The sequence below is a fragment of the Sporosarcina sp. P18a genome (assembly GCF_002743135.1).
Classification (GTDB): Bacteria; Bacillota; Bacilli; order Bacillales_A; family Planococcaceae; genus Sporosarcina.
Genome location: NZ_PDYQ01000008.1, coordinates 1 through 24,500, shown reverse-complemented (window position 1 = coordinate 24,500; position 24,500 = coordinate 1). Strand labels below are relative to the sequence as shown.

The window sequence follows — 24,500 nt, the reverse complement described above, 5'->3', positions numbered from 1 at the left end:
TTCATGCCAATCATTACCCACATTCAAGCTAGAGAAGTATTGGATTCACGAGGCAATCCAACTGTAGAAGTAGAAGTATTCACAGAAAGCGGTGCCTTTGGACGTGCCATCGTACCATCTGGTGCATCTACTGGGGAGTATGAAGCGGTAGAATTACGTGACGGCGACGAAAATCGTTATAACGGTAAAGGCGTATTGAAAGCCGTAGATCACGTCAATGAAGTCATCTCTTCTGAATTCGAAGAAAACTACTCGGTATTGGATCAAGTGGTAATCGACAGAGCACTGATCGAACTTGACGGTACAGAGAATAAAGGCAAGCTTGGTGCTAACGCGATTCTTGGTGTATCTATGGCGGTTGCACACGCAGCAGCAGACTACTTAGACGTTCCGTTGTACCAGTACCTTGGCGGCTTCAACGCGAAGCAATTGCCGGTACCGATGATGAATATCTTAAACGGTGGAGAGCATGCGGATAACAACGTCGACATCCAAGAATTCATGATCATGCCAGTTGGCGCAGAATCTTTCCGTCATGCACTTCGCATGGGGACGGAAATTTTCCACAGCCTAAAATCGGTTCTTCATGGCAAAGGCTTGAACACAGCAGTTGGAGACGAAGGCGGATTTGCTCCGAACCTGGCTTCTAACGAAGAAGCACTTTCTACAATTATCGAAGCAATTGAAAAAGCAGGTTACAAAGCAGGCGAAGACATCTTGCTTGCTATGGACGTAGCTTCTTCTGAGTTCTACGATAAAGACCAAAACAACTACTACCTTGCAGGCGAAGATATTCGTAAAACATCTGAAGAGATGGTTGCTTGGTATGAAGAGCTTTGCGAAAAGTACCCAATCGTATCTATCGAAGACGGCTTGGACGAGAACGACTGGGATGGCCACAAGCTATTAACAGAGCGTCTTGGCAGCAAAGTGCAATTAGTTGGTGACGATCTATTCGTTACAAACACAGAGAAATTATCACGTGGAATCAAAGAAGGCATCGGCAACTCAATCCTGATCAAAGTGAACCAAATCGGTACATTGACTGAAACATTCGATGCGATTGAAATGGCGAAACGTGCGGGCTATACAGCAGTCATCTCTCACCGTTCAGGTGAATCAGAAGACGTGACGATTGCAGACATCGCAGTTGCGACAAACGCTGGTCAAATTAAAACAGGTGCACCTTCTCGTTCGGATCGTGTCGCGAAGTACAATCAATTGCTTCGTATCGAAGATCAATTGTTTGAAACAGCACAGTACCTAGGCAAAGATACATTCTATAATTTGAATAAATAATTGTAACTAGTACCAGTCAATCGGCGCAATTCGTAACAAAAGGTTGTGCCGAGAGACTTGCTTTGGTAGAATAGAAATGTTGTAACTTGCTATTTTTGGAGGTGGAAAAACATGCATGCAGTTTTCACAGCATCGCTGATAGTCGTAGCTATAGCATTAATAGTAGTCGTTTTATTGCAATCCGGTAAGAGTGCGGGACTGTCAGGGGCCATCTCCGGAGGCGCAGAGCAACTTTTCGGAAAACAAAAAGCACGTGGATTAGATCTCGTTCTACAAAGAGCGACGATCGTCTTATCTGTCTTATTTTTTGTCCTAACCATTGCGATCATGAAAATATAAAATGCAAGCGCCTGACCATGTTTGAACGGTCAGGCGCTTTTCGTAGAAAGGAACGAAAAACATGCGAATTGCCCAACCGAAACCATTCTTTTTTCAACATGGAAAACGTGCGGTATTACTGTTGCATGGGTTTACCGGAACATCCGCGGATGTGCGGATGCTTGGCCGCTTCCTTGAAAAACACAATTATACTTCATTGGCACCGCATTACCGCGGTCATGGCGTGCCGCCTGAAGAATTGATCAAGACGAATCCTGATCAGTGGTGGGAAGATGTAGTCGATGCATATAATCAGCTAAAAGAGGCAGGATATGATGAGATTGCTGTGGCGGGATTATCACTCGGTGGTGTATTTTCATTGAGACTTGCAGCGCAATTTCCGCTAAAAGGCATCGTGACAATGTGTGCACCGATGACGATGAAAACCACTGACTTGATGTGGTCAGGCGTGCTGAAATATGCACGAGATTACAAAAAGTTCGCAGGTCAATCAGACGAGCAAATCAAATTAGAAATGGATGATTTGAAAACGAAGTCGATGCCGGGCCTTGACGGTTTACAATCCATGGTCCAAGACGTGCGCGATCAAGTCGAGTGCATCTACACACCATTACTCGTCGTTCAATCGCGTCACGACGATGTAATCGATCCGAACTCTGCACAAATTATCTATGACGAAGCACAATCCACAGAAAAAGAACTGCAATGGTACGAAGAATCAGGACATGTCATTACACTAGGTCCCGAAAAAGCACAACTTCACGAAAACGTACTACATTTTTTAGAATCCCTTGATTGGCAAGAGAGAAATTAGGGGAAGATATAACTAAAGGAAAAAAGGAGGAGATGATTGTTTGGAACCAAATATAAAAGAGTTACAAGAACGGGTTTTGTCTTTATTAAAAGAAAAATCCTATATGCCGTCCACTGTCCATGAGATTTCAGAAACACTCAACTTAGAACAGGCGGACGAATTTAAAGATCTAGTGAAAATGCTCGTACAATTAGAACAGAACGGGAAAATCGTTCGTTCGCGCAATAACCGCTACGGCTTACCTGAACAAATGAATCTTCTTCGCGGAAAATTCATCGGTCACGCAAAAGGCTTCGGCTTTGTCGTACCAGAAGAAGTCGAGGGCGATGATGTCTTCATCCCACCTCATGAAGTAAACGGCGCAATGAATGGCGATATCGTCTTCGTACGCGTATCCGACAGCTCATTTGGAGATCGTCGCGAAGGCGTCATCACGAAAGTCGTCGAGCGTAAAACTACGCAAGTTGTCGGAACGTATCAAGCACATGAAGGATATGGTTTCGTCTTGCCGGACGATAAGAAATTGCCGATGGATTTGTATATTGAAAAGGGTCATTCATTGGAAGCGGTAGACGGTCAAAAAGTTATCGCGGAAATTACCAACTGGCCGAGCGATGAAAACAATGCAACAGGTATGATCACACAAATTCTTGGGCATAAAAATGACCCGGGTGTAGACATCCTGTCAATCATTCATAAGCATGGCATAGCGATCGAATTCCCTGAAGACGTAATGGAACACGCGAAAAGTGTACCGACGACAGTTCAGCCAGAAGACTTCGAAGGCCGTAGAGATTTACGTAAAGAATTGACGATGACTATTGACGGTGCCGATGCAAAAGACTTGGATGATGCGATTTCAGTCTTCAAAGAAGACAACGGATCCTATCGTCTATTTGTGCATATTTCGGACGTTAGCTACTATGTCACGGAGAACTCTCCAATGGACGTAGAAGCAGCAGACCGTGGCACGAGTGTCTATCTTACGGACCGCGTGATTCCAATGTTACCGCATCGTTTGTCTAACGGAATTTGTTCCATTAATCCAGGAGAAGACCGCTTGACACTGACATGCGAAATGAAAGTCGATGCAAATGGTAAAGTCATCGACCATGACATTTACCCAAGTGTCATCAACTCGAGTTATCGCATGACATATGATGATGTCTATCAAATCATCGATCATCAAGACGAAGAGTTATCGAAGAAATACGAAGAAATCGTACCGATGCTAAACGATATGGCGAAACTGGCTAGCAATTTCCGTCAAAAGCGTAAAAATCGCGGCGCCATCGATTTCGATTTCAAGGAGTCCAAAATTCTCGTAGATGAAGAAGGCTGGCCGACAGACGTGATCATTATTGAACGTACGGTTTCAGAACGTTTAATCGAGGAATTCATGTTAGCTGCCAATGAGACCGTTGCAGAGCACTTCGATCGGATGAAAGTACCTTTCTTATACCGAATCCACGAAGATCCAAAAGAAGAGAAATTACAACGCTTCTTTGAGTTCCTTACTACATTCGGAATCGTCGTAAAAGGAACAGGTAAACAAGTAGATTCAGGTGCATTGCAAGAAATTGTGGAATCCATTGAAGGACTGCCAGAAGAATCTCTAATCTCGACAATGCTATTGCGTTCGATGCAACAAGCGAAGTACTTCCAAGACAGTATCGGTCACTTCGGTTTGGCGACGGAGTTCTACACGCACTTCACCGCACCGATCAGAAGATATCCGGACTTAATCGTTCACCGTCTTATTCGTACGTATTTATTCAATAAAGACAAGTCGGCACAAACGATTGCCCATTGGTCTGCCGAACTGCCTGAAATTGCTCGTCACACGTCTGAACGTGAACGTCGTGCAGTAGATGCAGAGCGTGATACGGACGCATTGAAGAAAGCACAGTTTATGGTCGATAAAGTGGGGGAAGAGTTTGAAGGCGTTATTTCTTCCGTTACGAATTTCGGGATCTTTGTTGAACTGGCGAATACGATCGAAGGACTTGTGCATGTCAAGAACATGAACGACGACTACTATCGCTTCGATGATCGCCAAATGATGATGATTGGGGAACGTACAGCGAAACAATACCGTATCGGGGACGAAGTAAAGGTGCGTGTGACATCTGTTAAACCAGAAGAGCAAGCAGTAGACTTCGAAATCGTGGGAATGAAAGAAAACTTCAGAGGCTCTCGTAAAGAGACACCAAAAGTCATTCAAGCCGGTAGAGGCAAGAGCCGTGGCCAAGGTGCAGGTAGAGGAAGAAGTGCAGGTACTAGTACTAAACCAAGTGCTGGTGGCGGAGCGAAAAGTTCTAGCGACAAGCGCAATAAAAAGTACGAAAAGCCAAAGAAGAAGTTTTATGAAGGTATGCCAAAGAAATCTAAGAAACGTCCGAAGAAAAAATAAGACTGGAGCGTGTCTCCGGTCTTCTGTCAGGGAGGAAGTTGCATGGCCAAAGGAACTGGAAAAGTACTCGCCGTCAATAAAAAGGCGAACTTTGATTACGCAATTGAAGAAACGATTGAAGCAGGAATTGTGTTAAAAGGAACGGAAATTAAATCAATCCGCAAAGGGAAAGTCCAGTTGCGCGATGCGTTTATATTAATCCGTAATAATGAAGCATGGCTGTCGAATATGCATATCAGCCCTTATGAACAAGGGAATATCCATAACCATGATCCGGTTCGTGTGCGAAAATTACTGTTGCACAAAAAACAGATCGCTTCACTCGCAGGCACGATGAAAGAACAAGGTTATTCGATCATCCCGTTGAAAATGTATATTAAAAACGGCTTCGCCAAAGTATTGATCGGCGTAGGTAAAGGGAAGAAACTCTATGATAAGCGCCAAGACTTAAAAGAAAAAGAGCATAAGCGCGATATGCAACGAGCGTTCAAAGCCAATCAACAAGATTGATATTTCGACTGAATTATTGTATACTAGATGAAGTATCAAGTACGACCCGCCGTTTTAAGTGAAACGGGCCTGGGTTCCGGACTTTCCTTCGGGGACGTTACGGATTCGACAGGGGTGGTCTGGGCTTGAGCCGCGCGTCGGAGGGATCGTCTCCGTCAGAAACGACAGTTAATAATAACTGGCAAAACAAACAACAACCTAGCATTCGCAGCATAAGCTGTTGAATCTACCTTCCGTTTCCATCGCTCATGTGGAGGCGTAAGGTTCACTTATAGTGAGCTACGATGACATCTGCATTCTGAGGCTGTCATAAGAGATTCCCGGAATAGCGCACAGGAAGCCCTGATTGATGGCATAATGCTTGCGCGAAACCAAGTTATCAATCTACACGCGTAGACGCTGAAGTAGCAGAGCCTTTGGACGTGGGTTCGACTCCCACCGTCTCCATATTGATGTATATGGGTAACCCACCAGCAATTTACTTGCTGGTGGGTTTTTTGATGGGGATTTTTTATAGGTGCGGGCCTGGTTTGCTATGGGGAAATAGGATTCGGGGGAAAGAGGAGGGAGAAGAGATGAAGGACCGCGCCAAAAAAGGGGCACACCGCGCTAAACTGGCTTGTGACCGCGCTAAAAGTGATCATGACCGCGCGAATGTTATGTTGCACCGCGCCATTTGCTGTCACAATCGCGCTAAAGTGTAAGCTAACCGCGCTATAGTGCTACGGTCACCATTATTTACAATAGGTTAATTAGTCTTCAAAAAAATGAATTTAATTATGAGTTATTCCTGAGTTCTATACGGACCAAGTATCCTTATAAATATAGAGTAAAAGAACAGTAAATAAGTTGCCAAACCCCAAAACAAATCAGAAGTAATTCAGAACTAGACTAAGGTTGTGTGAGGGCATGATACTTTCTTGACGTTAAACCTCTATCCCCGCAATCCCAAATCCTCCTGGACCAGAATGTGACGAAATCATAGCGCCAGCTTCAATCCAAAGAATATTCTCGAATCCGGTTTCCATTGCAATTTCATTGATCCGTTCTTTTATAGTCTCACTAAGCCCGATAGAGTATATGAAATATATTTGTTGTCGATCAATGTCATATTGCTGTAAATAGTCTAGCAGTAAACTTTCAGCCACTTTGCTCATGTTCCCACGATATTTTTTAGTAGAAACAAGCTTCCCTTCCACTAATTCAATACACGGTTTGATTTTTAACAAAGCCCCGCCAAGATACGCCATATTGCTGACTCGTCCGCCTGCTCGTAAAAAATCTAAGCTACCCGGAAGGAAGGCAAGTCTTGCTTTTGGAACCTTTGCCTCGATCTTTTCTAGCAAGTGGGCAGGGTCCATTTCAGGTTCTTCCTCTAGCAGAGCAACCGCATACATAATAACCGCAGTTAATCCGCCTGTAACGTTTAATGTATCAATTAAATAAATATCCTCGAAATCTTTCGCAGCTGTTAACGCATTTTGATAGGAAACAGATGCTTTTGATGTATAGCCTATGTGGACAATTGTATGATCAGGGAATTCTGTTCGAATCTTTTTGAAAAACTCTTGGTATTCATGAGTGTTCGTGGCAGCTGTAGATGGTGTTTTTTTGGTGCGGTCGTAAAAATCAAATATATCTTGTACGGGTAGATGACCGTCTAAATAGTCTTGGCCATCCATGATGACGTGCATGGGGACTACATGAATGTTATGTTTCTTTGTTAGAAATTCTGGTAGATCAGCACCGCTTTCGGTTGTTAGGATGATTTTTTTCAATTTGTGTCGCCTCCAGTTCATAGTTTATTACGTATGCAGGTTATTGAATTTAGTTTAACTATACATTATAGACAGGCGATGTATGTTGAAATTTATGAAATAAGATATCTGTACGAAATCAAGCATGAATATTTAAACGGTCATGGATTTTTTTACACAGATACCTTTAAGTTTTATACAATGGAAACTATATGTGACGGATAGAACAGTTACACAAGTAGCTTTAGAAGAATGGTTATATTGTTTAAAGTATTTAGATGATATCATTAGAGTAGAATAAAGATATATATAATAGAGAATTACAGCAATCGGTATTAGGAGGAAATTAAATTGATTACATCAGAAGAAATAAAAAGAAGACTATGGGACGGTGCCAATGAGTTACGTGGATCAATGGACGCCAGTCGATATAAAGACTATATGTTGGGGTTAATGTTTTATAAATTCCTAAGTGATAAAACTATCGATACATTTAGAATCACAAGTGGAATGAAACAAAATACCGAACGAGAAGTAATTGATGCGTATCGTGAAAGCTACGCACAATATCCAGAACCCCTTATAGAGATGATGTCTGGCGTTCTAGGCTACTACGTATTACCACAACACTTATACCAAACGTGGATTCATGATATCCGTTCAGGTAAATTTGAAGTTAGCAAAGTAACAGATAGCCTGAATCACTTTGAACGGACAATTGCAGTGACAGGTGACTCAGATGATTTCAAAGGACTGTTCTCCAGTTCATCACTGGACCTCACAGATACAGCTTTAGGCAGCAACTTAAATGAACGTAGTAAGAACATCAAAGAGCTCGTATTACTCTTTGCAGATCTCAATATGGTCGCTTTACAAAAAGGTGACGTATTAGGGGATGCGTATGAATATTTAATTGGACAATTCGCGATGGAATCCGGAAAAAAAGCGGGGGAGTTCTACACGCCATCCCAAGTGAGTGAAGTCATGGCACAAATCGTTGCAAAAACGAAGTCCATTGAAACCATCTATGATCCGACGGTAGGTTCAGGCTCTCTTCTTTTAACCGTGAGCAAGTACTTATCAGAAGACGAAAAGAAAAGCTTAGCGTATTACGGACAAGAGAAAAATACTGCAACGTATAACTTAACAAGAATGAACTTACTTCTTCATGGTGTACGTCCTGAAAAAATGAATATGAATAATGGTGACACACTTGCAGAAGACTGGCCAGAAGATCCACAGCGTCCAAACGAAGGTGTGCAATTTGATGCGGTTGTAATGAATCCACCTTACTCCGTGAAGAACTGGAATAAATCGAATTTAAAGGTGAGCGATCCACGTTTTGAAGTAGCAGGCATATTACCGCCCGATTCAAAAGGGGACTTTGCCTTTCTGTTACACGGCTTATTCCATTTAGGACAACAGGGAACGATGGCGATTGTCTTGCCGCACGGCGTATTGTTTAGAGGCGGCGCAGAAGGAGAAATACGTAAACGCTTATTGGAAAAGAATTATATTGATACCATCATTGGCCTTCCAGACAAATTGTTTACGAATACAGGAATCCCAGTAACTGTCCTTATTTTGAAGAAAGATCGTCCGCTTGGCACGCCCGTATTACTAATCGACGCTTCTAAAACGTTTATGAAAGAAGGAAAGCAAAACGTTCTACAAGAGAAAGACATTGCGAGGATTGTAGATACATACGCGACACGTAGAGAAGAAGCTGGCTATAGTCACTTAGCAACGAGAGATGAAATTATTGAAAATGAATACAACTTAAATATTCCTAGATATATTGAATCGATTGATGAAGAAATTCCGCAAGATGTCGATGCTCATCTTTACGGAGGTATTCCATATGCAAACATAGCAGATTTAAAAGTACTACAAGAATCTGTCCCAACGATTATCAAACAAGCACTGAAAGAAGTACGTCATGGATACGTTGAACTCACAGAATCTGTGGATGAGCTAACGAAAAAAGTATTGACTGATGACCATGTCATTCAAAAGTCAAAAGCAGTCGAACAACAATTAAAAACGTATATGGACAAGTATTGGGCATTATTAAAAACAATCGATGATGTGAATGGAATCCCTGAACTACGTGATGCGATGTTAGTTGAGATCAAAGAGCTTTTGTTAGCCTTTAATCACATTGATGAATACGATGGCTATCAAATTATTGCAGAAATTTGGAAAGACAAGCTGACAGAAGATACCGAGATTATCGCGTTAACTGACTTCTATACGGCTGGTCGCACACGTGTACCGTTAATGGTCACAAAAGGTTCTGGAAAAACGAAAAGAGAAGAGCAAGATGGTTGGATAGGCAGTATCATCTTGACTGAATTGATTAAGAAACAATTATTCGCAGAAGAAGTTTCTGCTATAGAAGAAATAGAAACAAGACTTCCTGAAATCGATGCTGAATTAACTGAATTAGTCGAAGCAGCCAAAGTGGATGAAAGTGATGAAGAAGTTGCTTTAAGTGAAGCATTGAATGATAAAGAAGATGCTTTCACAATAGGCGCGATACGTTCGCTGTTAAAAGAAACAGAAAAAGAAAGTACCGAATATACATTGTTGAAAAAAGTAGAAGGCTTATTAAATGAAAAAACAACCTTAAATCGTGACGTGAAGAAATTAAATCAAGAATTAAAAGAAGCAACAGAAAAACGTATCGAAAGGTTAACGAATGAGGAAATAGATAAACTTATGCATGAAAAGTGGTTCGGGTCAATCGTATCTAAGATTATGCGTTTAATTGAAAATCCTTTAATAGAAGAACTAGCAGTATTAGAGCAATTACAAGAACGTTACTCTGAAACGTTAGCTACGCTAGAAGAAGAAAGTAAGCGATTGGAGCAAGAATTAGAAGAAATGATGCAGCAATTGGTGGTGAATGAGTTTTGAAAGAAAATAAGTTAGTGCCGAAAAGACGATTTACAGAATTTCAAAATGCTGATGGTTGGGAACAGCGTATTTTAGGCCAAGACATTACTTTAAGAGGTGGTGCGACACCATCAAAGGTTAATCCAAAATATTGGAATGGCCCTATTTCATGGCTATCATCCCAAGAAATAAAAAATAGATACATTTCTAAAGGAACTCATACCATTACAAATAAAGCCGTAGAAGATAATACCACAAGAATTGTAAAAGCAGGTACACCACTCATAGTATCGAGAAGTGGAATACTTGTTAGGCTTTTCCCGATTAGCATACCAACTGTTGATGTTGCAATTAATCAAGATATTAAAGCACTGATTTTCGACAATAATATAATATCCAGGTCTTTTTTAGTAGCTCAATTACAAAAAAACACAACATTCATTTTAGAATCAATTGTAAAGACTGGCACTACAGTTCAATCAATCAATATTCCCGATTTTATTAAACTCCAATTATTTTATCCAGAAAAAAAAGAACAACAAAAAATCGGCAATTTTTTTAAGCACTTAGATCAAATGATTTCTCTTGAACAGCGCAAATTAGAAAAAACAAAAGCTTTGAAATCTGCTTATCTTGCTGAGATGTTCCCTGCTGAAGGTGAACGAGTACCGAAGAGAAGGTTTGCGGGGTTTAAGGATGAATGGCAAGAATGGAAATTAGGAGACTTAGCGGAAATTGTTCGTGGTGCATCCCCAAGACCAATCCAAGATCCAAAGTGGTTTGATATGAATTCCAACATTGGTTGGCTACGAATTTCAGATGTAACTGAACAGAATGGCCGAATTAATTATCTAAAACAACGTTTATCAATATTAGGTCAAGGAAAAACTCGAGTGTTAAATAAGCCACATTTGCTATTAAGTATAGCAGCAACAGTAGGAAAGCCAGTTGTGAATTATGTAGAAACAGGTGTACATGATGGATTCTTAATTTTTATGAACCCTAAATTTGACCGTGAGTTTATGTTTCAATGGTTAGAAATGTTCCGTCCAATGTGGAATAAATATGGACAACCTGGAAGTCAGGTTAATCTTAATTCCGATATAGTAAAAAGGCAGATGATTGCTATACCTAGTATTGAGGAACAAGAGATGATAAGTGAATTCTTTAAAAAGCTAGACGATTCGATTACTAACCAACAAAAGCAACTAGATAAACTAAAAGCAATGAAGCAAGCGTATCTACAAGAAATGTTTGTCTAAGGAGGTATTCTAATGAGTAATGCACCAAAGAATGTTTCAGAAGCAAGCTTTCAAGATCGTTTTGTGGAGAAATTACAACGCTTCAAATGGAAATCTCCTGAAGAACTCGATGGAACGAAACGAAAAGTAACGACACAAGATTTAATCAATCATTGGCGTAGCGAATTGAATCGGATCAACGTCGATCAATTAGAAAGTGTTCCGTTAACAGATAATGAGTTTAATCAAGTGATGGCACAAGTGAATCAAATTGCCAATAGTTTTGAAGCGGCGAAGTTATTAGCGATGGAAGGCTCTAAAGGAAAGATTGATGGCATTTATCGAGATCCTGACCCTTGCATTACGAGAGAACAAATCACGCTGACCATTTTTAAAAAAGCACAAGTCAGTGGTGGAGACTCTAGTTATACGATCGCAAGGGAAGTCACGACACCAAATGGCAATCGCTTTGACCTCGTTTTACTCATCAATGGCTTACCGCTGATTAATATTGAACAAAAACGGGCTGATAAAACCTTTGATGAAGCGTATAGTCAGTTCAAACGTTATTACCAAACCGGGGAATATACGCTGAATTTCATGGCGTTTTCACAAATGATGGTCGTGACTTCTGAAGTTGCGACGCGTTATTTTGCGACGCCTAAAACGGTGCATGATTTCAATCCGAGTTTCCTCTTCCACTGGGCAGATAAAGACAATATTCCTGTGAACAACTGGGAAGAAGTCATTAGCCAATTTTTAATGATTCCTATGGCGCATCAAATGGTCGGGGATTACTTAGTGATTGATGAAGCAAGAGAAGAAGACAATCGTCGACATATGCTGATGCGTTCCTATCAAGTGCATGCCTTGCAAGCAGTTGAAGCAGCAGCATTTGGTTGGGATAATGAAGACCGGATCCCACACGGTGGCTTTGTATGGCATACGACAGGTTCGGGGAAAACGATTACGAGCTTTAAAACCGCCCTTTTTCTCTCCACGCGAGCAGGCTTTGACAAGGTAGTTTTCCTAGTCGATCGGCGTGAGTTGGACAGTCGTACAAGCGAGAACTTTAAAGCCTATGCAGCGTATGAATCCGTTTCTGTAGATGATACAAAGTATACATACGAGTTGCGTAAAATCCTGCATTCACCGAATAACGGCATTGTTGTAACGACGACCTATAAACTAAGTAATTTAGTGAAAGATTTGATGGAGGCAAACGATACACGCCTCGCTGATAAGCGCATTGTCTTTATTATTGATGAAGCGCATCGTACAACGATGGGTCAAATGATGGGAACCATTAAACAGTATTTTAGAAACAATAGTTTATTCTTTGGTTATACAGGCACTCCTTTGTTTGATGAAAATCAAGCGAAGGGAAAGATAAACGAAAAAAGTGAACTGATTGATACGACTGAAAAACTATTTGGTCCCCTCATCCATCAGTATACGATTGATGAGGCGATTGCAGACAGAAACGTTCTAGGCTTCCATGTCGATTACATTAATACCGGTGAATTTAAAAGTTATGAAGATCTCAGAGACCAGCTTATTGAATTATTTCAGAACCAGAATCCAGATATAGAAATAAAGAAGTTAGAAAGAGAAATACAACAACTATCGGACTTAGAAATTGAAAAAGCTGCGAAAAAAGCAGGGTTACTCGTTTACTACGATGAGACACATATTCCGAGAGTTGTCGACGAAATATTAACGCAATGGGACGCACAGTCTCAAAATCGAGAATTTAATGCCATTTTAACAGTCGCGTATAAAAAACGTGTGCTTGCTTACTTCGAAGAACTTAAAAAGCAAATGACCGAAAGAGATATTCGACTAAATATAGCTATGACTTTTAGTTTTGGCAGTGAGAATGAGACGGAACGTGTAGACCCTGCTGTCATTGAAAACATGTTCAAAGAATACGGTGCGTTCACTGGAATTGAGTTTGTAGCTGGGGACAAAAAGCGCGGAGAAGATGCCTACTTTGAAGATGTAATTGAACGTGCGACAAGAGGGGGAAGTGGACGTAACCCTAAAAACATAGACCTTGTCATCGTAGCCGATCAATTACTAACAGGATATGACTCCAAGTTGCTCAACACACTGTACGTGGACCGTTCACTCGAATTGCATGGATTGATACAAGCGTATTCCAGAACGAATCGTGTCTATGGTTCAACGAAAGAATTCGGAACGGTGATTAATTTCCAATATCCTAAAATCACTGAAGAAATGGTCAATATCGCATTGAAACTTTACGGTAGCGGTGGAACAAGCAGTAAAGCAATTGTCGAGCCCTACTCAACGGCAGTCGAGAGGTTGAAACTCGCATTTATAGAGATGGTGAATACGTTGCCTGATCCAACGAACTGGCAATCGATTGAACCGGTTGAAGAGCATAAGAAACAGTTCATAAAAGTGTACAAAGAAGCTGCTACACAATTTAACTTAGTTGAGCAGTATTATGAATATGCATGGGATGATGCAGCATTTGGAATAGATGAACGGACGTGGCTTCAATACACTGGCGCGTACCGTAACTTAACCTTTGAAGAGGGAGAAGAGTTACCGGGTGATATAGCTCCTGCCTTAGTAGGCAGAACGAAACTTGCAGGTTCACAGATCATTGATGCCAATCATATTCTGAATCTCATTGGATCTAAAGCTACCTCAACAAATGGTATTCAAACGGTCGATGCAGAAACGTTACGCATCATCCATCAAGAAATCGAAGAGTTGAGTAACTTCGGTGAACATGAACAAGCGCAATTACTAAAAGAGTTTGTGGTGGAAGAATTACAAACTGGAAACGTGTCTAGTGACATCAATTTCGATCAGGCATTTGAAGATTGGAAAAACGAGAAGAAGAGAGTACTGATTTATGAAGTTGCTGATGAATGGGGCATAAACGGTAAAATTTTTGAAAAGTCTATTGATGCTTATTCAGCCACTTCACCACAAGATATACCTTTCATTGATGACTTGATTGGTAGTCTGGACTTCTCAGCTGCAACAAAAAAGCAAGGACCTAATCAACTTATGCATAACTTTGCATTGACGCCATATCTTGTGAAGGTTGTTCCGCAGATTAAATCGAAGTTTAAAATATGAGATGAAGTACAAAAACAATTAATTATAAAATTCGAAGTAGAATATAGATTTTCAAAGTACCAAGATAAGTAGGATAATAGAAGGACTTCTAGCAAAAAACTAATATTAATGTACGATTGTTGAAAATAGTAATCCTAACTTGCCCGTTCAAAATACTTAACGCTATAAATTTGCACTTATTTGTATCCCATTGCTAAACTCCTTGGCAGCGTCTGTTGAGTATTGCGGACAGAATGAGCCACTAGAGCGGAGTTTTGAGCCACCGTTTGCGGAAGAAAGGGGATTAAAATGGCTATAGAAAAAGATTTAAGATTGGGCACAATTCAGAGTGGTTTACGGAGATCCTATAAAAAATTGAAAGTAGACGCAAGCAAACAGGAAAGTGACAAAGACTTCAGTATTAAGGTTTTTGATGTAAATGCGTCTATATGTGAACTATTGTTTTGGGTTAATGCTAATGACGAGTGGCAGTGTATAAACAACAAAGTAGAATATGGTATATATCGGAAAAAAGGGCAACCGGGTGCAAATTCGATGTTAGGATTAAAACATGCTTATAACGCTTCCAAACATGAAATGAGTTATGTCCATCTTTTTACGTTTGAAAAGAAAAATAGTTTTATGGGTTCTCCCAAACTTTTAATTGCAGACCCGGCGTCTGAGCCAGTTTGGGTTAACTGTCCCGATGATCCTAAAAGAGATGGCCAAGTAAAGAATTATCGTGAATTTCTTAAGGACAGAAAAGTTATACAAACTTTTGAGGAAGCGATCACATTACTTAATATGATGAATCAGAAAGTCCAATTCAAAGAAAAGTAATAGTTGAATTTCAGGTGCCCACTAGCGTTGCATAGAATCCAGTATAATTTTAGGTACTGTGCAAGACAGTATTCAGACAATACACTACAATTGCATAAAGTAAAAGGGGGATACCAACTATACAACACTTTGTCGGTATCCCCTTGTTTATTTATCAGAAGTGGTTAATTGTCATAAATCAACCGTGCACAGCTACCATTTTACTTTATTATACAAGAAGTTTTTCTATTTATAGTGGCTCTTTACTCCGCAGTGGCTGGCCCAATTCATCTGTAATATTCACTTTTACAATAAGGTATCAGAACCTTTGAATTGTGACACCCCCAGTACTTTAAAATTCCGCAGGTTTTCCATACGTGAATTATTCGTACACCGAAAATCCGTGTATGGTTTTGAACAAGGTTAAAAGTAGAAATAGAGTAGGCGCATGAATTCATTCATGCACCTACTCTATTTCTTACTGGTTTACCTTGTCATAGTCTATTTGTTTTCTAAGCATCTTTATAAAAGGATTTGATTTTCAAAATTCTCTTTTTCCAACCCTCTGTACTCAGTATTTCCAGTAGTTATGTATTCGTCATAGTTAATGGCCATAAGTGTTGTGATTTCTCGGTGCAATTAAATATTAAGTCGTAATGATTTAGAAAGGCAAATCATCCTCTACTGCCTCTACCTTTATAGTAGATAATCTTGCATCTATATTATCTAATACAATCTTTACCTTGTAAGGACTTAGGCTATCTAGCAATCGATAAAAATCTGAGATTGTTGATACTTCAATATCTATATTATTACTGTAGTCATAATGGCCTTTAATAAAGCAGGTAATTAATAACGCATTATCTTGAATAACGTTCTCAAGTGAACTTCTTCTTATTAGATTAGCAAGGTTATTTAAGATTTCATTATCATCACGAATCGGATCGTATTCTGACCAATAATACATAATGACAGCCGAGAGTATGTTTGCAAATTTTCCATATATATCTTTTTCTTCCTCTGTAAAATCAATCTCTCCAAGTACACCCTTAGAAATATCTATTGAAATATCATGAAACGATTTATATCTATTCTCAGGGTCTAATTGAATCATTTTTTCAATGATATGTTCAAAATTAAAACTAAATAGACTCCTGTCGATAACATTGTCCAGTAATTTTCCAAGGAAATAAATTTCACTTTGATGATTATAAATACCTTCATAGTTTGTTTCATTTGGCAATTGGGTTACAGGCCAATTTAAATGAACACTTTTAGCGTCAAGATCCAAACCCTCCAATTTCTTTCCGAAACCGAAATCAATAACTTTAACATTTTCATTCTTATCTATCATAATATTTGCTGGACGAATATCCCGATGTAAGACATTGTTCGATTCTAAATATTCGAAGGCGGTTATTGTTTCAATAAAAATGTCTGACCATGTTTTTCCACCAAAAGGATCTATTTCAAATTCTGCAATTGAATCACCTTCTATGTATTCCATCTGAAGATACCCGGTCTTTTGTTGAGGATACAGATAATAATTATAAACTCGTACAACATTAAGGTGGGATAAATTAAATAAAATTTTTATCTCATCAATAAAACGTTCATAATTTTCATCTATATAATTCGAATCTTTTGGTACATATTTTTTAAATGCAAAAAGCATATCCGTTGTCTCATCTTTCAAAAGATGTGTATCTCCGGTTCCACCACTACCCAGGGGTTTAACAAGGATGAATTGTTTCTTAATCGCTTCAAAGTTAACGATTTTCGTCATTTAACTTCTCTCCTCCCAATTCAATAGTATTTATAATACCATGATGTAGAACCTTGATATATGTTACTTAACAAGTAAAGACGTTAATTCAAAAGAAACTTTTCATCTAACATCAAACCAGATTTTTACAAATTACAAGTAATTAGTTCGCTATTCCATTCGCCCTTTCCTCATCGAATATAAGACCACCGTTCTTTGACAAGAAACTAATTGGTCCGATTACGGCAGATTCACTTATCACAAGTAATTTATTAGAGTTTTTTATTCCTAGTGCTACTATGATATCTCTCATTTGATAATAGCGTAGCTCGCAATTACTTACCTTTTAAATATTCTTTTTGGATTTCATCTCTGGTTTTAATTTTTTTTGATTGAATATCCCAAGATATTTTTGGAATTATTAAATCGTTTATCGTTCTTACTGGAATTTTAAATTGTACAATGCTACAAGGTGATTTTGTAACAGCGGTGTAATCATTTTTCATAAGTTCCAATATCTTTTTAAACCCATCCAAATTTGCGTTATTTTGTTCAAATAAACTTATAATCCATTCAGCCTCGTAGTATTGAAAATCTGGAATATCAATTAAATATCGAATTTCTTTTTCTTTAATGACATTTCTTTTTGTGGAATGAATTAAGGAAGCTGGTATATGACTAGACCAATCTCTTGCTGTGGTAACTCTATTTAATTCAGCTTTTTCTTCCACGCTTAGTTCGCAGTAATCAATCTGTAACTCTTTGCTTTTTTTTTCAACGTTCTTTCGATAATTTTGATAAGACGTTCCAAACCCTGCCTGATCTCCAATAATATTTAATAAATAAGAAGATGAAAAAGAAAGCATTGCCTTATACTCTTCATATATATCCGCTTCAACAGGAACTTCGGGATAGTCTATTAGATCTTCTTTCTGAATAAACTCATCCAAGTTATGAAGTTGAATTTCATATCTCTTTATACTATTTACTGAAACAATAATTAAATGTCGAAGATAATCTATAAAGTCTTCCTTTGTATTAAAACTATAATCTTTTAAATTCATGATATTACCCCCCTCGTAGTACCTTCATCAAGAATTCTTCTCCAATGCGAAATTGGGTCGATTACTTGTATATCAATCGCCACAAATTGTGGCACCATTCTATTTCTAGAATGGCGCCCGTTTGAGAAATTATATTATACTGCACATTAACACAGGATAGACATTTCAATTATGATTATCATATCTCAGAGTTTTTTGCCTCCAGCGATTACGTCAATTTTTGATTTTCTGATTAAGGCACCAGGGTTATCCTCTTTCATTTTATTAATTAATTCAAAGTCTGGATTGGAAGAATAAATCTGTCTGTTTGATTGTGTTACTTGCAACGAATTATAAAAAATTACATTTTCCTCTTCCATCCTAATAAATTTATTACCATACAACAATTCTGCATCAACTCCGAAATAACTTTTATCCCTTAATATAAGTATAAGTTTCTCACTAATTGGAAAAGCAATTTCTATTCCGGGCGATGCTATTCCTGCGTTACTAAAGAAAGCATCTTTTTTATGTCCATATTTAACTACTGGATTATCGGAAGTATAGAAAGACATGCCTGTTTCATTAATCCCTATTGTCCATATGTGATTTAATAAAATCATAGGAAATTCTAAAAAATCTTTATTGAATAGGAATGAAGCGTGTTGTAATCCATCATATTTTTTATCTCGAATTACTTTTACAGAACCAGGTTTCATTTCTGGAAACTCTTTTTTCACCATTCGATCCACAATATGCTGTAGAAACTTGTCAGTTGATTCATTAAAATTCTCCCTAAAATCTCTAGTTCGCACTAATTGATAGGCTAAATTAATAGCAAGAGCTTCCTTTTCACTTTCTGTAATAACCTCGTTTCGTTCCAAGGGGTTAGGCGTCATTGTATATCTAGTTCTTATATGATTTAATTTATTCTTAAAGTCGCCTTCAATGTCAGAGAAAAACTTCTCTACTGCCTGAATTTCAATTTCCTCAATTTGATCTAAATTAGAAATTGCTTCTGTTTCTCCTTTTTTTTCAAGATCATTTTTCATATCATCTATTGTAGGAAAATCATAAAAATATCTGGACGAAGCGACTCCTTTGATATTACAAGGAAAGCTTCGGTTAGTCTCTTTGTCATAGACGTTTATTTCATATTCGCTACCTTTTTTATTAGCAAAATACATTAAATAAGAGCGTGGGACGTAGTGCTGGTTAATGACCTTACTCATCAAAAATTCACTTCCTTTATACGTTTCACGTTACTTAACAATCTGGCCCGATTACTGAATAACGGTCTATTACGAATTCACCGAGTTTGTATAACAAGTATAACATTTCCATTTCTGAAAAGAACATTTATTATCCGTAAGGTATGAAGTAGTAAAGGTATTGTCACTCACTGGTATTATCTATTTTACTTCACAGCCTCTTATGTATTACCTCATAATTATTTTCAAAATCAATTTGTCAAAAATGTGGACAAGATTGATTTTTAATAGAAGTGGGGAGGAAAAGGGATGTCAGATTTTAAATTATCAAAGCACCAAGATACATTTGAGACCCAAAAACGTCACTATGACAGAAAAGTTGTTATTGAAAATAAGATGGAGCAGATCCCAAGACAATATGAGGAGGATATTCGTAGGTTCAAAGAATATTGCACCAATACTAGCCAACAAATTGGAACAGAGGCGCTGCTGGATTATTTATATATATCGTTGACCATACAAAGAAAAAACTAGATACCTGTGTGAAAAACAAACGTGAATGTTTAAACAATCATGAATGTTTCTCATATGGGTACTTTTTTGATTCAAAATTTAAAATAGGGGATCGGTTTAGATAGGTGACAAGCAGAAATAGAATCCAACGTAAAAATGTTTTATCGAGAGTATCGTGACTTATTTCTGGTGCCCCGGTAATATAAGAGTAACAAGTAAATGTATAAGATTTGGAAAGTGAGCGTATACAAAATGGAGTTATTTTTTGCCACCGTATTATATATCCTAAAATTGAAAGCCTTCTGGTTCCTCGTCGCTATGGTGGTTCTTATCACCGTCGTTCAATTGCAGCTGCCGAAATGGCGAGGCGCTGTCGGTGAGCGAATCGTGCAGAAACGACTCAAAAAACTAGGCGAAGAGTACCGGGCCTATCATGATCTCTACGTCGAGGACGCACAGTATGGATTGACGCAGATTGACCATGTTGTTGTCTCCAAATATGGGCTGCACGTCATCGAAACAAAGCACTATAAAGGATGGATCTTCGGCAGTGAAAATCAGAAATACTGGACTCAGATCATCTATAAAAACAAACGGAAATTCTACAATCCTATACGGCAGAACTACGGTCATATTGAAGCGCTCAAAAGCCGTCTGAACTTGCCGAACCTGCCTGTATGCTCCATCATCGCTTTCTCTAACGAAGTCGAATTTAAATTTAAAGAACCTTTCCGGTCAGCTGATGTTGTCCATTATCGTGGATTGGTGAAAGCGATCAAGCAAGATGATAGACCTCGTCTCACTGACAATCAGGTGAACAGTATAATCAGTAACCTAGATCAGCTTGCAGATCTTCCGAAAGAAGAAAAGAAGTCAATCAGGAAAGCGCACTTGCAGCAGGTGCGGAAGAAGTATAACGCCACGCCAGCAAGAAAGTGAAGTTGCGGAGTGGTAGATTCAGTGAATGTAGTAGTCGAAGGAAAATAACGTTTCGGTGTGAAACAATCATGAAAGTTTCACGCTCATGTGACTTTCACAAAGTTCTATGTGAACTTGATAGCTCCATTACCATTCGAACTATTGCTTACTTCTCACCAACACTAAAATCGAGAGCTGGTGGAACATATGATTCTCTTCTCGGTTCTTTTGCTACGACTAGTTCATTACTATAGTTTTCAAAGTTTGTTGCGTTAAACAAAGTCGATGGTCTAAGGAACGCATTAAATTCACGGTGGTTCAACCACTGCTTGGTCTTTAGATCAATGACACGGATGAAATCTTCCTGTGTGTAGCCTTCTTTGATTCGACCGTTGATGAATTTACGGTTAGCAATGGACTCCGCTTTAAAATGTTTTCCGGTTTTGTCATTTAGGTACTGTATCACAGAATGTGCGACGTCGAGATTCTTCTCGACAAAGGTTTTATTCTTTAACTTCTTAAGTTCTTTGGTTATAGGCTGTCCCATAGTGGGATACGCCTTCGTACCAGAGTGGGTTTGCACAGCGTCTAATTGTGAGTTGATTGGCGTCTCATGTTGGGATGGTGGAGCAACTAATTTTGGGTCTACCGATATCTCATTTGGCGTATACGAAAATGGCAGCTTTTCATAATCGATTCGGTACCATTTTGTGTTGTCGATTTTCATCTTATTGTGCTTGGAAGTGGAAATCAGATAACCTTTTTGTTCTAAGTCGTACGTAATCCGTTTAATCGTGTTTAGCGACCAAAACGGAAATTCTTCCATCCAGTCGTCGTATGTATTGAACACCCATTTATGACCGTCACGGATGTTTTTTGAAATGTTCAAACGGTAGTGAAGTTGTTGCAAGAATATCTCAGCATTTAATCCAACTTTCATTGCCAGTGAAGGTAATAATGGAATCGGATCTTCGGTAATTAATAATTTCATATGGTGGTCCCCCTAGAGTAAAGTGTTGTAGGAGTATCTATTTAGTACTCCTCATACTTCATATAGAGAGTTTTCTAGAAAAGGATACATCGTCTTTTTAAATAGATAAAAGGGCGCATATAGTAATTTTGAATGAATGTTGCAAGTCGCCCTATAGAGACGCGTTAATAAATAAGGAACCTATTAACCAAAACGATAGAGAAACTGTGGAAATCAGTTGCTGTATCGTTTTTTATTTCTTAAAAATAAAATGAAACTATATACAATAACCTATGTCTATAGCGCGAAGAAGTGCATAAAGAAAGGAAGAGCAAGAGATGAAAAAGAAATTATAAAGTTTCACGCACAGGTACCTTAAAATTATAATTTTATATGGTGGTTGTGTCTTTCTTATGCTCGTTAATCTAAAGTTTCCGTTAGAGTGGTATGGCTAAAAATAGAAAAAACATGCGTATTAATTCTCTTTGTTAAACGTCTAATACCCTGAGTTCAAATTTTACTGGAAAGGTATTCCCGATAGACTCTCAAGACAACAATTAAATACTGTCCATGATTAAATGTAGAACACTCGAAATACTCTGTATTTTATTGGAGAAAGGTGATATAATTTGTCAGAAACGTCATTCAATTAGGGAGGTAGAAACATGGCTAGATGTACAGCTCCAGTAAGGGGACATAGCTCAGCGAGTGCCGCAGCCAATTGTCCAGCGTGCAGGGGACGTTATGGCGGCTACAGATCGTATTCGCCCTCATCTTATTCCCCATCTTTGACAAGTGGGGGCGGTCGAAGTAGTAGCGGAAGTTCTGTCCGCAGTTCAAAACCGCGCTGGTCAGAAACAGGTTCGTCTATATTGTACACGCCTGAACAAGTTCGGGCACTCACGCCAGTCCGTAACAGCGTCGAAAATCTGGCGAAACAGCCTGATCTGCGAGACGTCTTCCTCTGCCATGCGTGGGACGACCGGAAGGAGGCAGCCAAGGAGCTGCACGATCTGCTAGAGTCACTTGATGTCTCCGTCTGGTTCAGCGAGAAAGACCTTGGCCTCGGTGTGCCGATGCTTCGCGCCATCGACAAAGGCTTGGCGAACTCGCGGATTGGGATTGTGCTGGTGACCCCTGCGTTATTACGCCGCCTCCCAGCAGAGGGCGTCGCCGACAAAGAACTTTCGGCACTTCTCGCGGGTGATCGGCTCATTCCGATTGTGCACGAGACGACGTATGAAGCCCTCCGCGAAGTCAGTCCATTGCTCGGATCGCGAAGCGGCCTGAGCACTGCAGAAGAGCCGATGGCAGACGTCGCGGCCAAGCTCGCGGAGCTAGTTACCCTTTAAGCTCTGTTGGTCTACCGAAGTAAAATAAGGTACCTGTTTGAGAAACAAACGTGAATGTTTAAACACTCATGAAAGTTTCACGCACAGGTACCTTAAAATTCGTAAAGTAGGTACTATTTGGGTCAAGTAAATAGAGGAGCTTTCTGATTGAGAAATGGATCAGGAAGCTCTTTTTTGATTGGAAATGAGTTTGAGGTACCAGGTCCCAACACAACTCCCACACAATTCGGATAGCCGAAAAGAGGAAATAGAAGAGAAATATATAGCTGTTTGCAACTCATAACATTGAATTATTTAGCCTACCAGTGCATCACACAACTCAAAAACAATTTAGAATAGTGCCCGAGTTGTGTGATGCACAGGTAAACAAAGATAACTTGCGAGCAATTTTTATGAAAGCGGAAATACTTTATTTTCTGTTATCCAGCAACAATCTCGCTGCGATAGCTCCTGCGCCGACTAAAACCGCAGTTGTCGTAGCAAATAAGCTGGTTGTCTGCTTCCTGTCTTTTTCTTCTCTATCATTATTATTCTGACGTTGTCCTTCTTTTTCTTCCCTCAGTCTAGTCATGATGTTCTCTCTCTGCTTATACAGCATGTTTCTCTCATTTTGATCATTAGATTTTTTGATTTCATCATTAATTGCATGCAAGGTATCATAAAGTGCTTGGTTATACTCTGAAGTAGATTTCTGATCTGCCTCGGTTATCCGATCACCGCTGACTCTGGACTTCAGCATCTCTTTGGCTAAATTCGCAAGTACTTTTGCGGCATCCAAATTAACTTTTGTGCTTTTTTCATCCATGAAAAACACCTCCAATTTGCGAGGTTTTTATAATTCAGTATAGCATATCTCAAGTTCTTCTTTTTAGCTGAAACTTGGTATTCAGACCAAGTAATTAAATCTAAAGAAACAGTACCTTGTTGAGAAAAAACGTGAATGTGTAAACCATCATGAAAGTTTCATGCACAGGTACCTTTCATCAATGCATAAGAAATGTGAATTTTACTAGTCTTAATCATGTTATTATTACCATAACCTTGCAAACAAATTAAAAAATCAGAAAGCGGGCGATTATTCTGTTTACGATCAAAAATTTTGAAGACAATGAGAATGTAAAAATCAGGGAGGAGCTAGGCCCTTTTAAAGTAGTAGAGTTTCAAAGGGAACTAAGTATCGATCATGCTACGGCCCAATCGGCATATTATGCTTCTGAAATGAATGTAAGAAGAAGACAGCTAGTTTGCGATGTTAGTCAGTCAAACATTACGATTCAGGCAGGGGCCATGCAATGGATAGCCGGAGATGTGAGAGCGACGACTGGGCTTAAGGGAGTAGGCGACTTTATTGGAAAAGCGATTAGAGGCAAAGTGACCAAAGAATCGGGCATCAAACCTGAGTACACGGGAACCGGTACACTTGTTTTAGAACCAACGTTCAAGCATATTTTGCTACTGGATGTTGACGAGTGGGATCAGTCACTCGTCATTGAAGATGGACTCTTTTTAGCTTGTGATTCAGGATTAAAACATAAGGCC

Annotated in this window: 20 protein-coding genes and 1 other RNA gene; 15 read left to right on the top strand and 6 right to left on the bottom strand. The window is 39.1% G+C overall.

Annotated features, from left to right (window positions below):
* Positions 1 to 3: 3 nt before the first annotated feature.
* From eno to CSV75_RS16705, 7 genes are all read left to right on the top strand, one after another.
* Entirely contained in the window at positions 4 to 1,299 is a 1,296-nt protein-coding gene (gene eno, locus CSV75_RS14840) for a phosphopyruvate hydratase (RefSeq protein ID WP_099676458.1), read from the top strand.
* A gap of 111 nt (positions 1,300 to 1,410) precedes the next feature.
* A complete protein-coding gene (gene secG, locus CSV75_RS14835; RefSeq protein WP_029054061.1) occupies positions 1,411 to 1,638 on the top strand; it encodes a preprotein translocase subunit SecG in 228 nt (75 codons plus the stop codon).
* Between the two features lie 61 nt (positions 1,639 to 1,699).
* Entirely contained in the window at positions 1,700 to 2,452 is a 753-nt protein-coding gene (locus CSV75_RS14830) for an alpha/beta hydrolase (RefSeq protein WP_099676457.1), read from the top strand.
* A 103-nt stretch (positions 2,453 to 2,555) separates the two neighbouring features.
* The gene (gene rnr, locus CSV75_RS14825; RefSeq protein WP_233191691.1) at positions 2,556 to 4,865 is read left to right on the top strand and encodes a ribonuclease R; all 2,310 of its coding nucleotides are present in this window, start codon (positions 2,556 to 2,558) and stop codon (positions 4,863 to 4,865) included.
* A gap of 42 nt (positions 4,866 to 4,907) precedes the next feature.
* The gene (gene smpB, locus CSV75_RS14820; RefSeq protein WP_099627435.1) at positions 4,908 to 5,375 is read left to right on the top strand and encodes an SsrA-binding protein SmpB; all 468 of its coding nucleotides are present in this window, start codon (positions 4,908 to 4,910) and stop codon (positions 5,373 to 5,375) included.
* 90 nt (positions 5,376 to 5,465) lie between these two features.
* Positions 5,466 to 5,825: a transfer-messenger RNA gene (ssrA, locus tag CSV75_RS14815) on the top strand.
* Between the two features lie 125 nt (positions 5,826 to 5,950).
* Positions 5,951 to 6,079 carry a hypothetical protein gene (locus tag CSV75_RS16705; protein ID WP_255406668.1) on the top strand — a complete coding sequence of 43 codons (129 nt, stop codon included), beginning with the start codon at positions 5,951 to 5,953 and terminating at the stop codon, positions 6,077 to 6,079.
* Between the two features lie 222 nt (positions 6,080 to 6,301).
* Here CSV75_RS16705 and CSV75_RS14810 read toward each other — a convergent pair whose 3' ends face one another.
* A complete protein-coding gene (locus CSV75_RS14810) occupies positions 6,302 to 7,153 on the bottom strand; it encodes a DegV family protein (protein ID WP_099676455.1) in 852 nt (283 codons plus the stop codon).
* 330 nt (positions 7,154 to 7,483) lie between these two features.
* On the opposite strand from CSV75_RS14810, the gene CSV75_RS14805 reads away from it, so the two are divergent.
* The 4 genes from CSV75_RS14805 to CSV75_RS14790 all read left to right on the top strand — a co-directional run bounded on the left by CSV75_RS14805 (position 7,484) and on the right by CSV75_RS14790 (position 15,210).
* Positions 7,484 to 10,051: a type I restriction-modification system subunit M gene (locus CSV75_RS14805; RefSeq protein ID WP_099676454.1), complete on the top strand. Its 2,568-nt coding sequence runs from the start codon at positions 7,484 to 7,486 to the stop codon at positions 10,049 to 10,051.
* On the top strand, positions 10,048 to 11,292 hold the full coding sequence (locus CSV75_RS16150) for a restriction endonuclease subunit S (RefSeq protein WP_144034788.1): 1,245 nt from the start codon (positions 10,048 to 10,050) through the stop codon (positions 11,290 to 11,292). The genes CSV75_RS14805 and CSV75_RS16150 overlap by 4 nt, the downstream gene beginning before the upstream one ends.
* Positions 11,293 to 11,304: 12 nt before the next feature.
* The gene (locus CSV75_RS14795) at positions 11,305 to 14,391 is read left to right on the top strand and encodes a type I restriction endonuclease subunit R (protein ID WP_099676453.1); all 3,087 of its coding nucleotides are present in this window, start codon (positions 11,305 to 11,307) and stop codon (positions 14,389 to 14,391) included.
* A 288-nt stretch (positions 14,392 to 14,679) separates the two neighbouring features.
* Positions 14,680 to 15,210 carry a hypothetical protein gene (locus CSV75_RS14790; protein WP_099676452.1) on the top strand — a complete coding sequence of 177 codons (531 nt, stop codon included), beginning with the start codon at positions 14,680 to 14,682 and terminating at the stop codon, positions 15,208 to 15,210.
* A 640-nt stretch (positions 15,211 to 15,850) separates the two neighbouring features.
* Here CSV75_RS14790 and CSV75_RS14785 read toward each other — a convergent pair.
* From CSV75_RS14785 to CSV75_RS14775, 3 genes are all read right to left on the bottom strand, one after another.
* Positions 15,851 to 16,975: a protein kinase family protein gene (locus tag CSV75_RS14785; protein ID WP_099676451.1), complete on the bottom strand. Its 1,125-nt coding sequence runs from the start codon at positions 16,973 to 16,975 to the stop codon at positions 15,851 to 15,853.
* A 314-nt stretch (positions 16,976 to 17,289) separates the two neighbouring features.
* Entirely contained in the window at positions 17,290 to 18,018 is a 729-nt protein-coding gene (locus CSV75_RS14780) for a hypothetical protein (protein ID WP_099676450.1), read from the bottom strand.
* 185 nt (positions 18,019 to 18,203) lie between these two features.
* On the bottom strand, positions 18,204 to 19,229 hold the full coding sequence (locus CSV75_RS14775) for a DUF4238 domain-containing protein (protein ID WP_099676449.1): 1,026 nt from the start codon (positions 19,227 to 19,229) through the stop codon (positions 18,204 to 18,206).
* Positions 19,230 to 19,517: 288 nt separating this feature from the next.
* Between CSV75_RS14775 and CSV75_RS14770 the strand changes: the two genes are divergently transcribed.
* On the top strand, positions 19,518 to 19,742 hold the full coding sequence (locus tag CSV75_RS14770) for a hypothetical protein (protein ID WP_099676448.1): 225 nt from the start codon (positions 19,518 to 19,520) through the stop codon (positions 19,740 to 19,742).
* Positions 19,743 to 19,940: 198 nt separating this feature from the next.
* Positions 19,941 to 20,660 carry a nuclease-related domain-containing protein gene (locus CSV75_RS14765; RefSeq protein ID WP_099676447.1) on the top strand — a complete coding sequence of 240 codons (720 nt, stop codon included), beginning with the start codon at positions 19,941 to 19,943 and terminating at the stop codon, positions 20,658 to 20,660.
* A 145-nt stretch (positions 20,661 to 20,805) separates the two neighbouring features.
* On the opposite strand, the gene CSV75_RS14760 is transcribed toward CSV75_RS14765, so the two are convergent.
* Positions 20,806 to 21,630, bottom strand: a complete 825-nt coding sequence (locus tag CSV75_RS14760) for a conserved phage C-terminal domain-containing protein (RefSeq protein ID WP_099676446.1) — start codon at positions 21,628 to 21,630, stop codon at positions 20,806 to 20,808.
* A gap of 851 nt (positions 21,631 to 22,481) precedes the next feature.
* Between CSV75_RS14760 and CSV75_RS14755 the strand changes: the two genes are divergently transcribed.
* Positions 22,482 to 22,961 carry a toll/interleukin-1 receptor domain-containing protein gene (locus CSV75_RS14755; protein WP_233191687.1) on the top strand — a complete coding sequence of 160 codons (480 nt, stop codon included), beginning with the start codon at positions 22,482 to 22,484 and terminating at the stop codon, positions 22,959 to 22,961.
* Positions 22,962 to 23,370: 409 nt separating this feature from the next.
* On the opposite strand, the gene CSV75_RS14750 is transcribed toward CSV75_RS14755, so the two are convergent.
* On the bottom strand, positions 23,371 to 23,766 hold the full coding sequence (locus tag CSV75_RS14750; RefSeq protein ID WP_099676444.1) for a hypothetical protein: 396 nt from the start codon (positions 23,764 to 23,766) through the stop codon (positions 23,371 to 23,373).
* 413 nt (positions 23,767 to 24,179) lie between these two features.
* Between CSV75_RS14750 and CSV75_RS14745 the strand changes: the two genes are divergently transcribed.
* The coding region (locus tag CSV75_RS14745; protein WP_199171378.1) for an AIM24 family protein at positions 24,180 to 24,500 on the top strand (321 nt) is incomplete at its 3' end.

Bases quoted from the DNA above. Each gene is read 5' to 3' on its own strand.
- eno (WP_099676458.1), top strand. From the start codon at position 4: ATGCCAATCATTACCCACATTCAAGCTAGAGAAGTATTGGATTCACGA.
- secG (WP_029054061.1), top strand. From the start codon at position 1,411: ATGCATGCAGTTTTCACAGCATCGCTGATAGTCGTAGCTATAGCATTA.
- CSV75_RS14830 (WP_099676457.1), top strand. From the start codon at position 1,700: ATGCGAATTGCCCAACCGAAACCATTCTTTTTTCAACATGGAAAACGT.
- rnr (WP_233191691.1), top strand. From the start codon at position 2,556: ATGCCGTCCACTGTCCATGAGATTTCAGAAACACTCAACTTAGAACAG.
- smpB (WP_099627435.1), top strand. From the start codon at position 4,908: ATGGCCAAAGGAACTGGAAAAGTACTCGCCGTCAATAAAAAGGCGAAC.
- CSV75_RS16705 (WP_255406668.1), top strand. From the start codon at position 5,951: ATGAAGGACCGCGCCAAAAAAGGGGCACACCGCGCTAAACTGGCTTGT.
- CSV75_RS14795 (WP_099676453.1), top strand. From the start codon at position 11,305: ATGAGTAATGCACCAAAGAATGTTTCAGAAGCAAGCTTTCAAGATCGT.
- CSV75_RS14790 (WP_099676452.1), top strand. From the start codon at position 14,680: ATGGCTATAGAAAAAGATTTAAGATTGGGCACAATTCAGAGTGGTTTA.
- CSV75_RS14785 (WP_099676451.1), bottom strand. From the start codon at position 16,975: ATGACGAAAATCGTTAACTTTGAAGCGATTAAGAAACAATTCATCCTT.
- CSV75_RS14780 (WP_099676450.1), bottom strand. From the start codon at position 18,018: ATGAATTTAAAAGATTATAGTTTTAATACAAAGGAAGACTTTATAGAT.
- CSV75_RS14775 (WP_099676449.1), bottom strand. From the start codon at position 19,229: ATGAGTAAGGTCATTAACCAGCACTACGTCCCACGCTCTTATTTAATG.
- CSV75_RS14770 (WP_099676448.1), top strand. From the start codon at position 19,518: ATGTCAGATTTTAAATTATCAAAGCACCAAGATACATTTGAGACCCAA.
- CSV75_RS14765 (WP_099676447.1), top strand. From the start codon at position 19,941: ATGTATAAGATTTGGAAAGTGAGCGTATACAAAATGGAGTTATTTTTT.
- CSV75_RS14760 (WP_099676446.1), bottom strand. From the start codon at position 21,630: ATGAAATTATTAATTACCGAAGATCCGATTCCATTATTACCTTCACTG.
- CSV75_RS14750 (WP_099676444.1), bottom strand. From the start codon at position 23,766: ATGGATGAAAAAAGCACAAAAGTTAATTTGGATGCCGCAAAAGTACTT.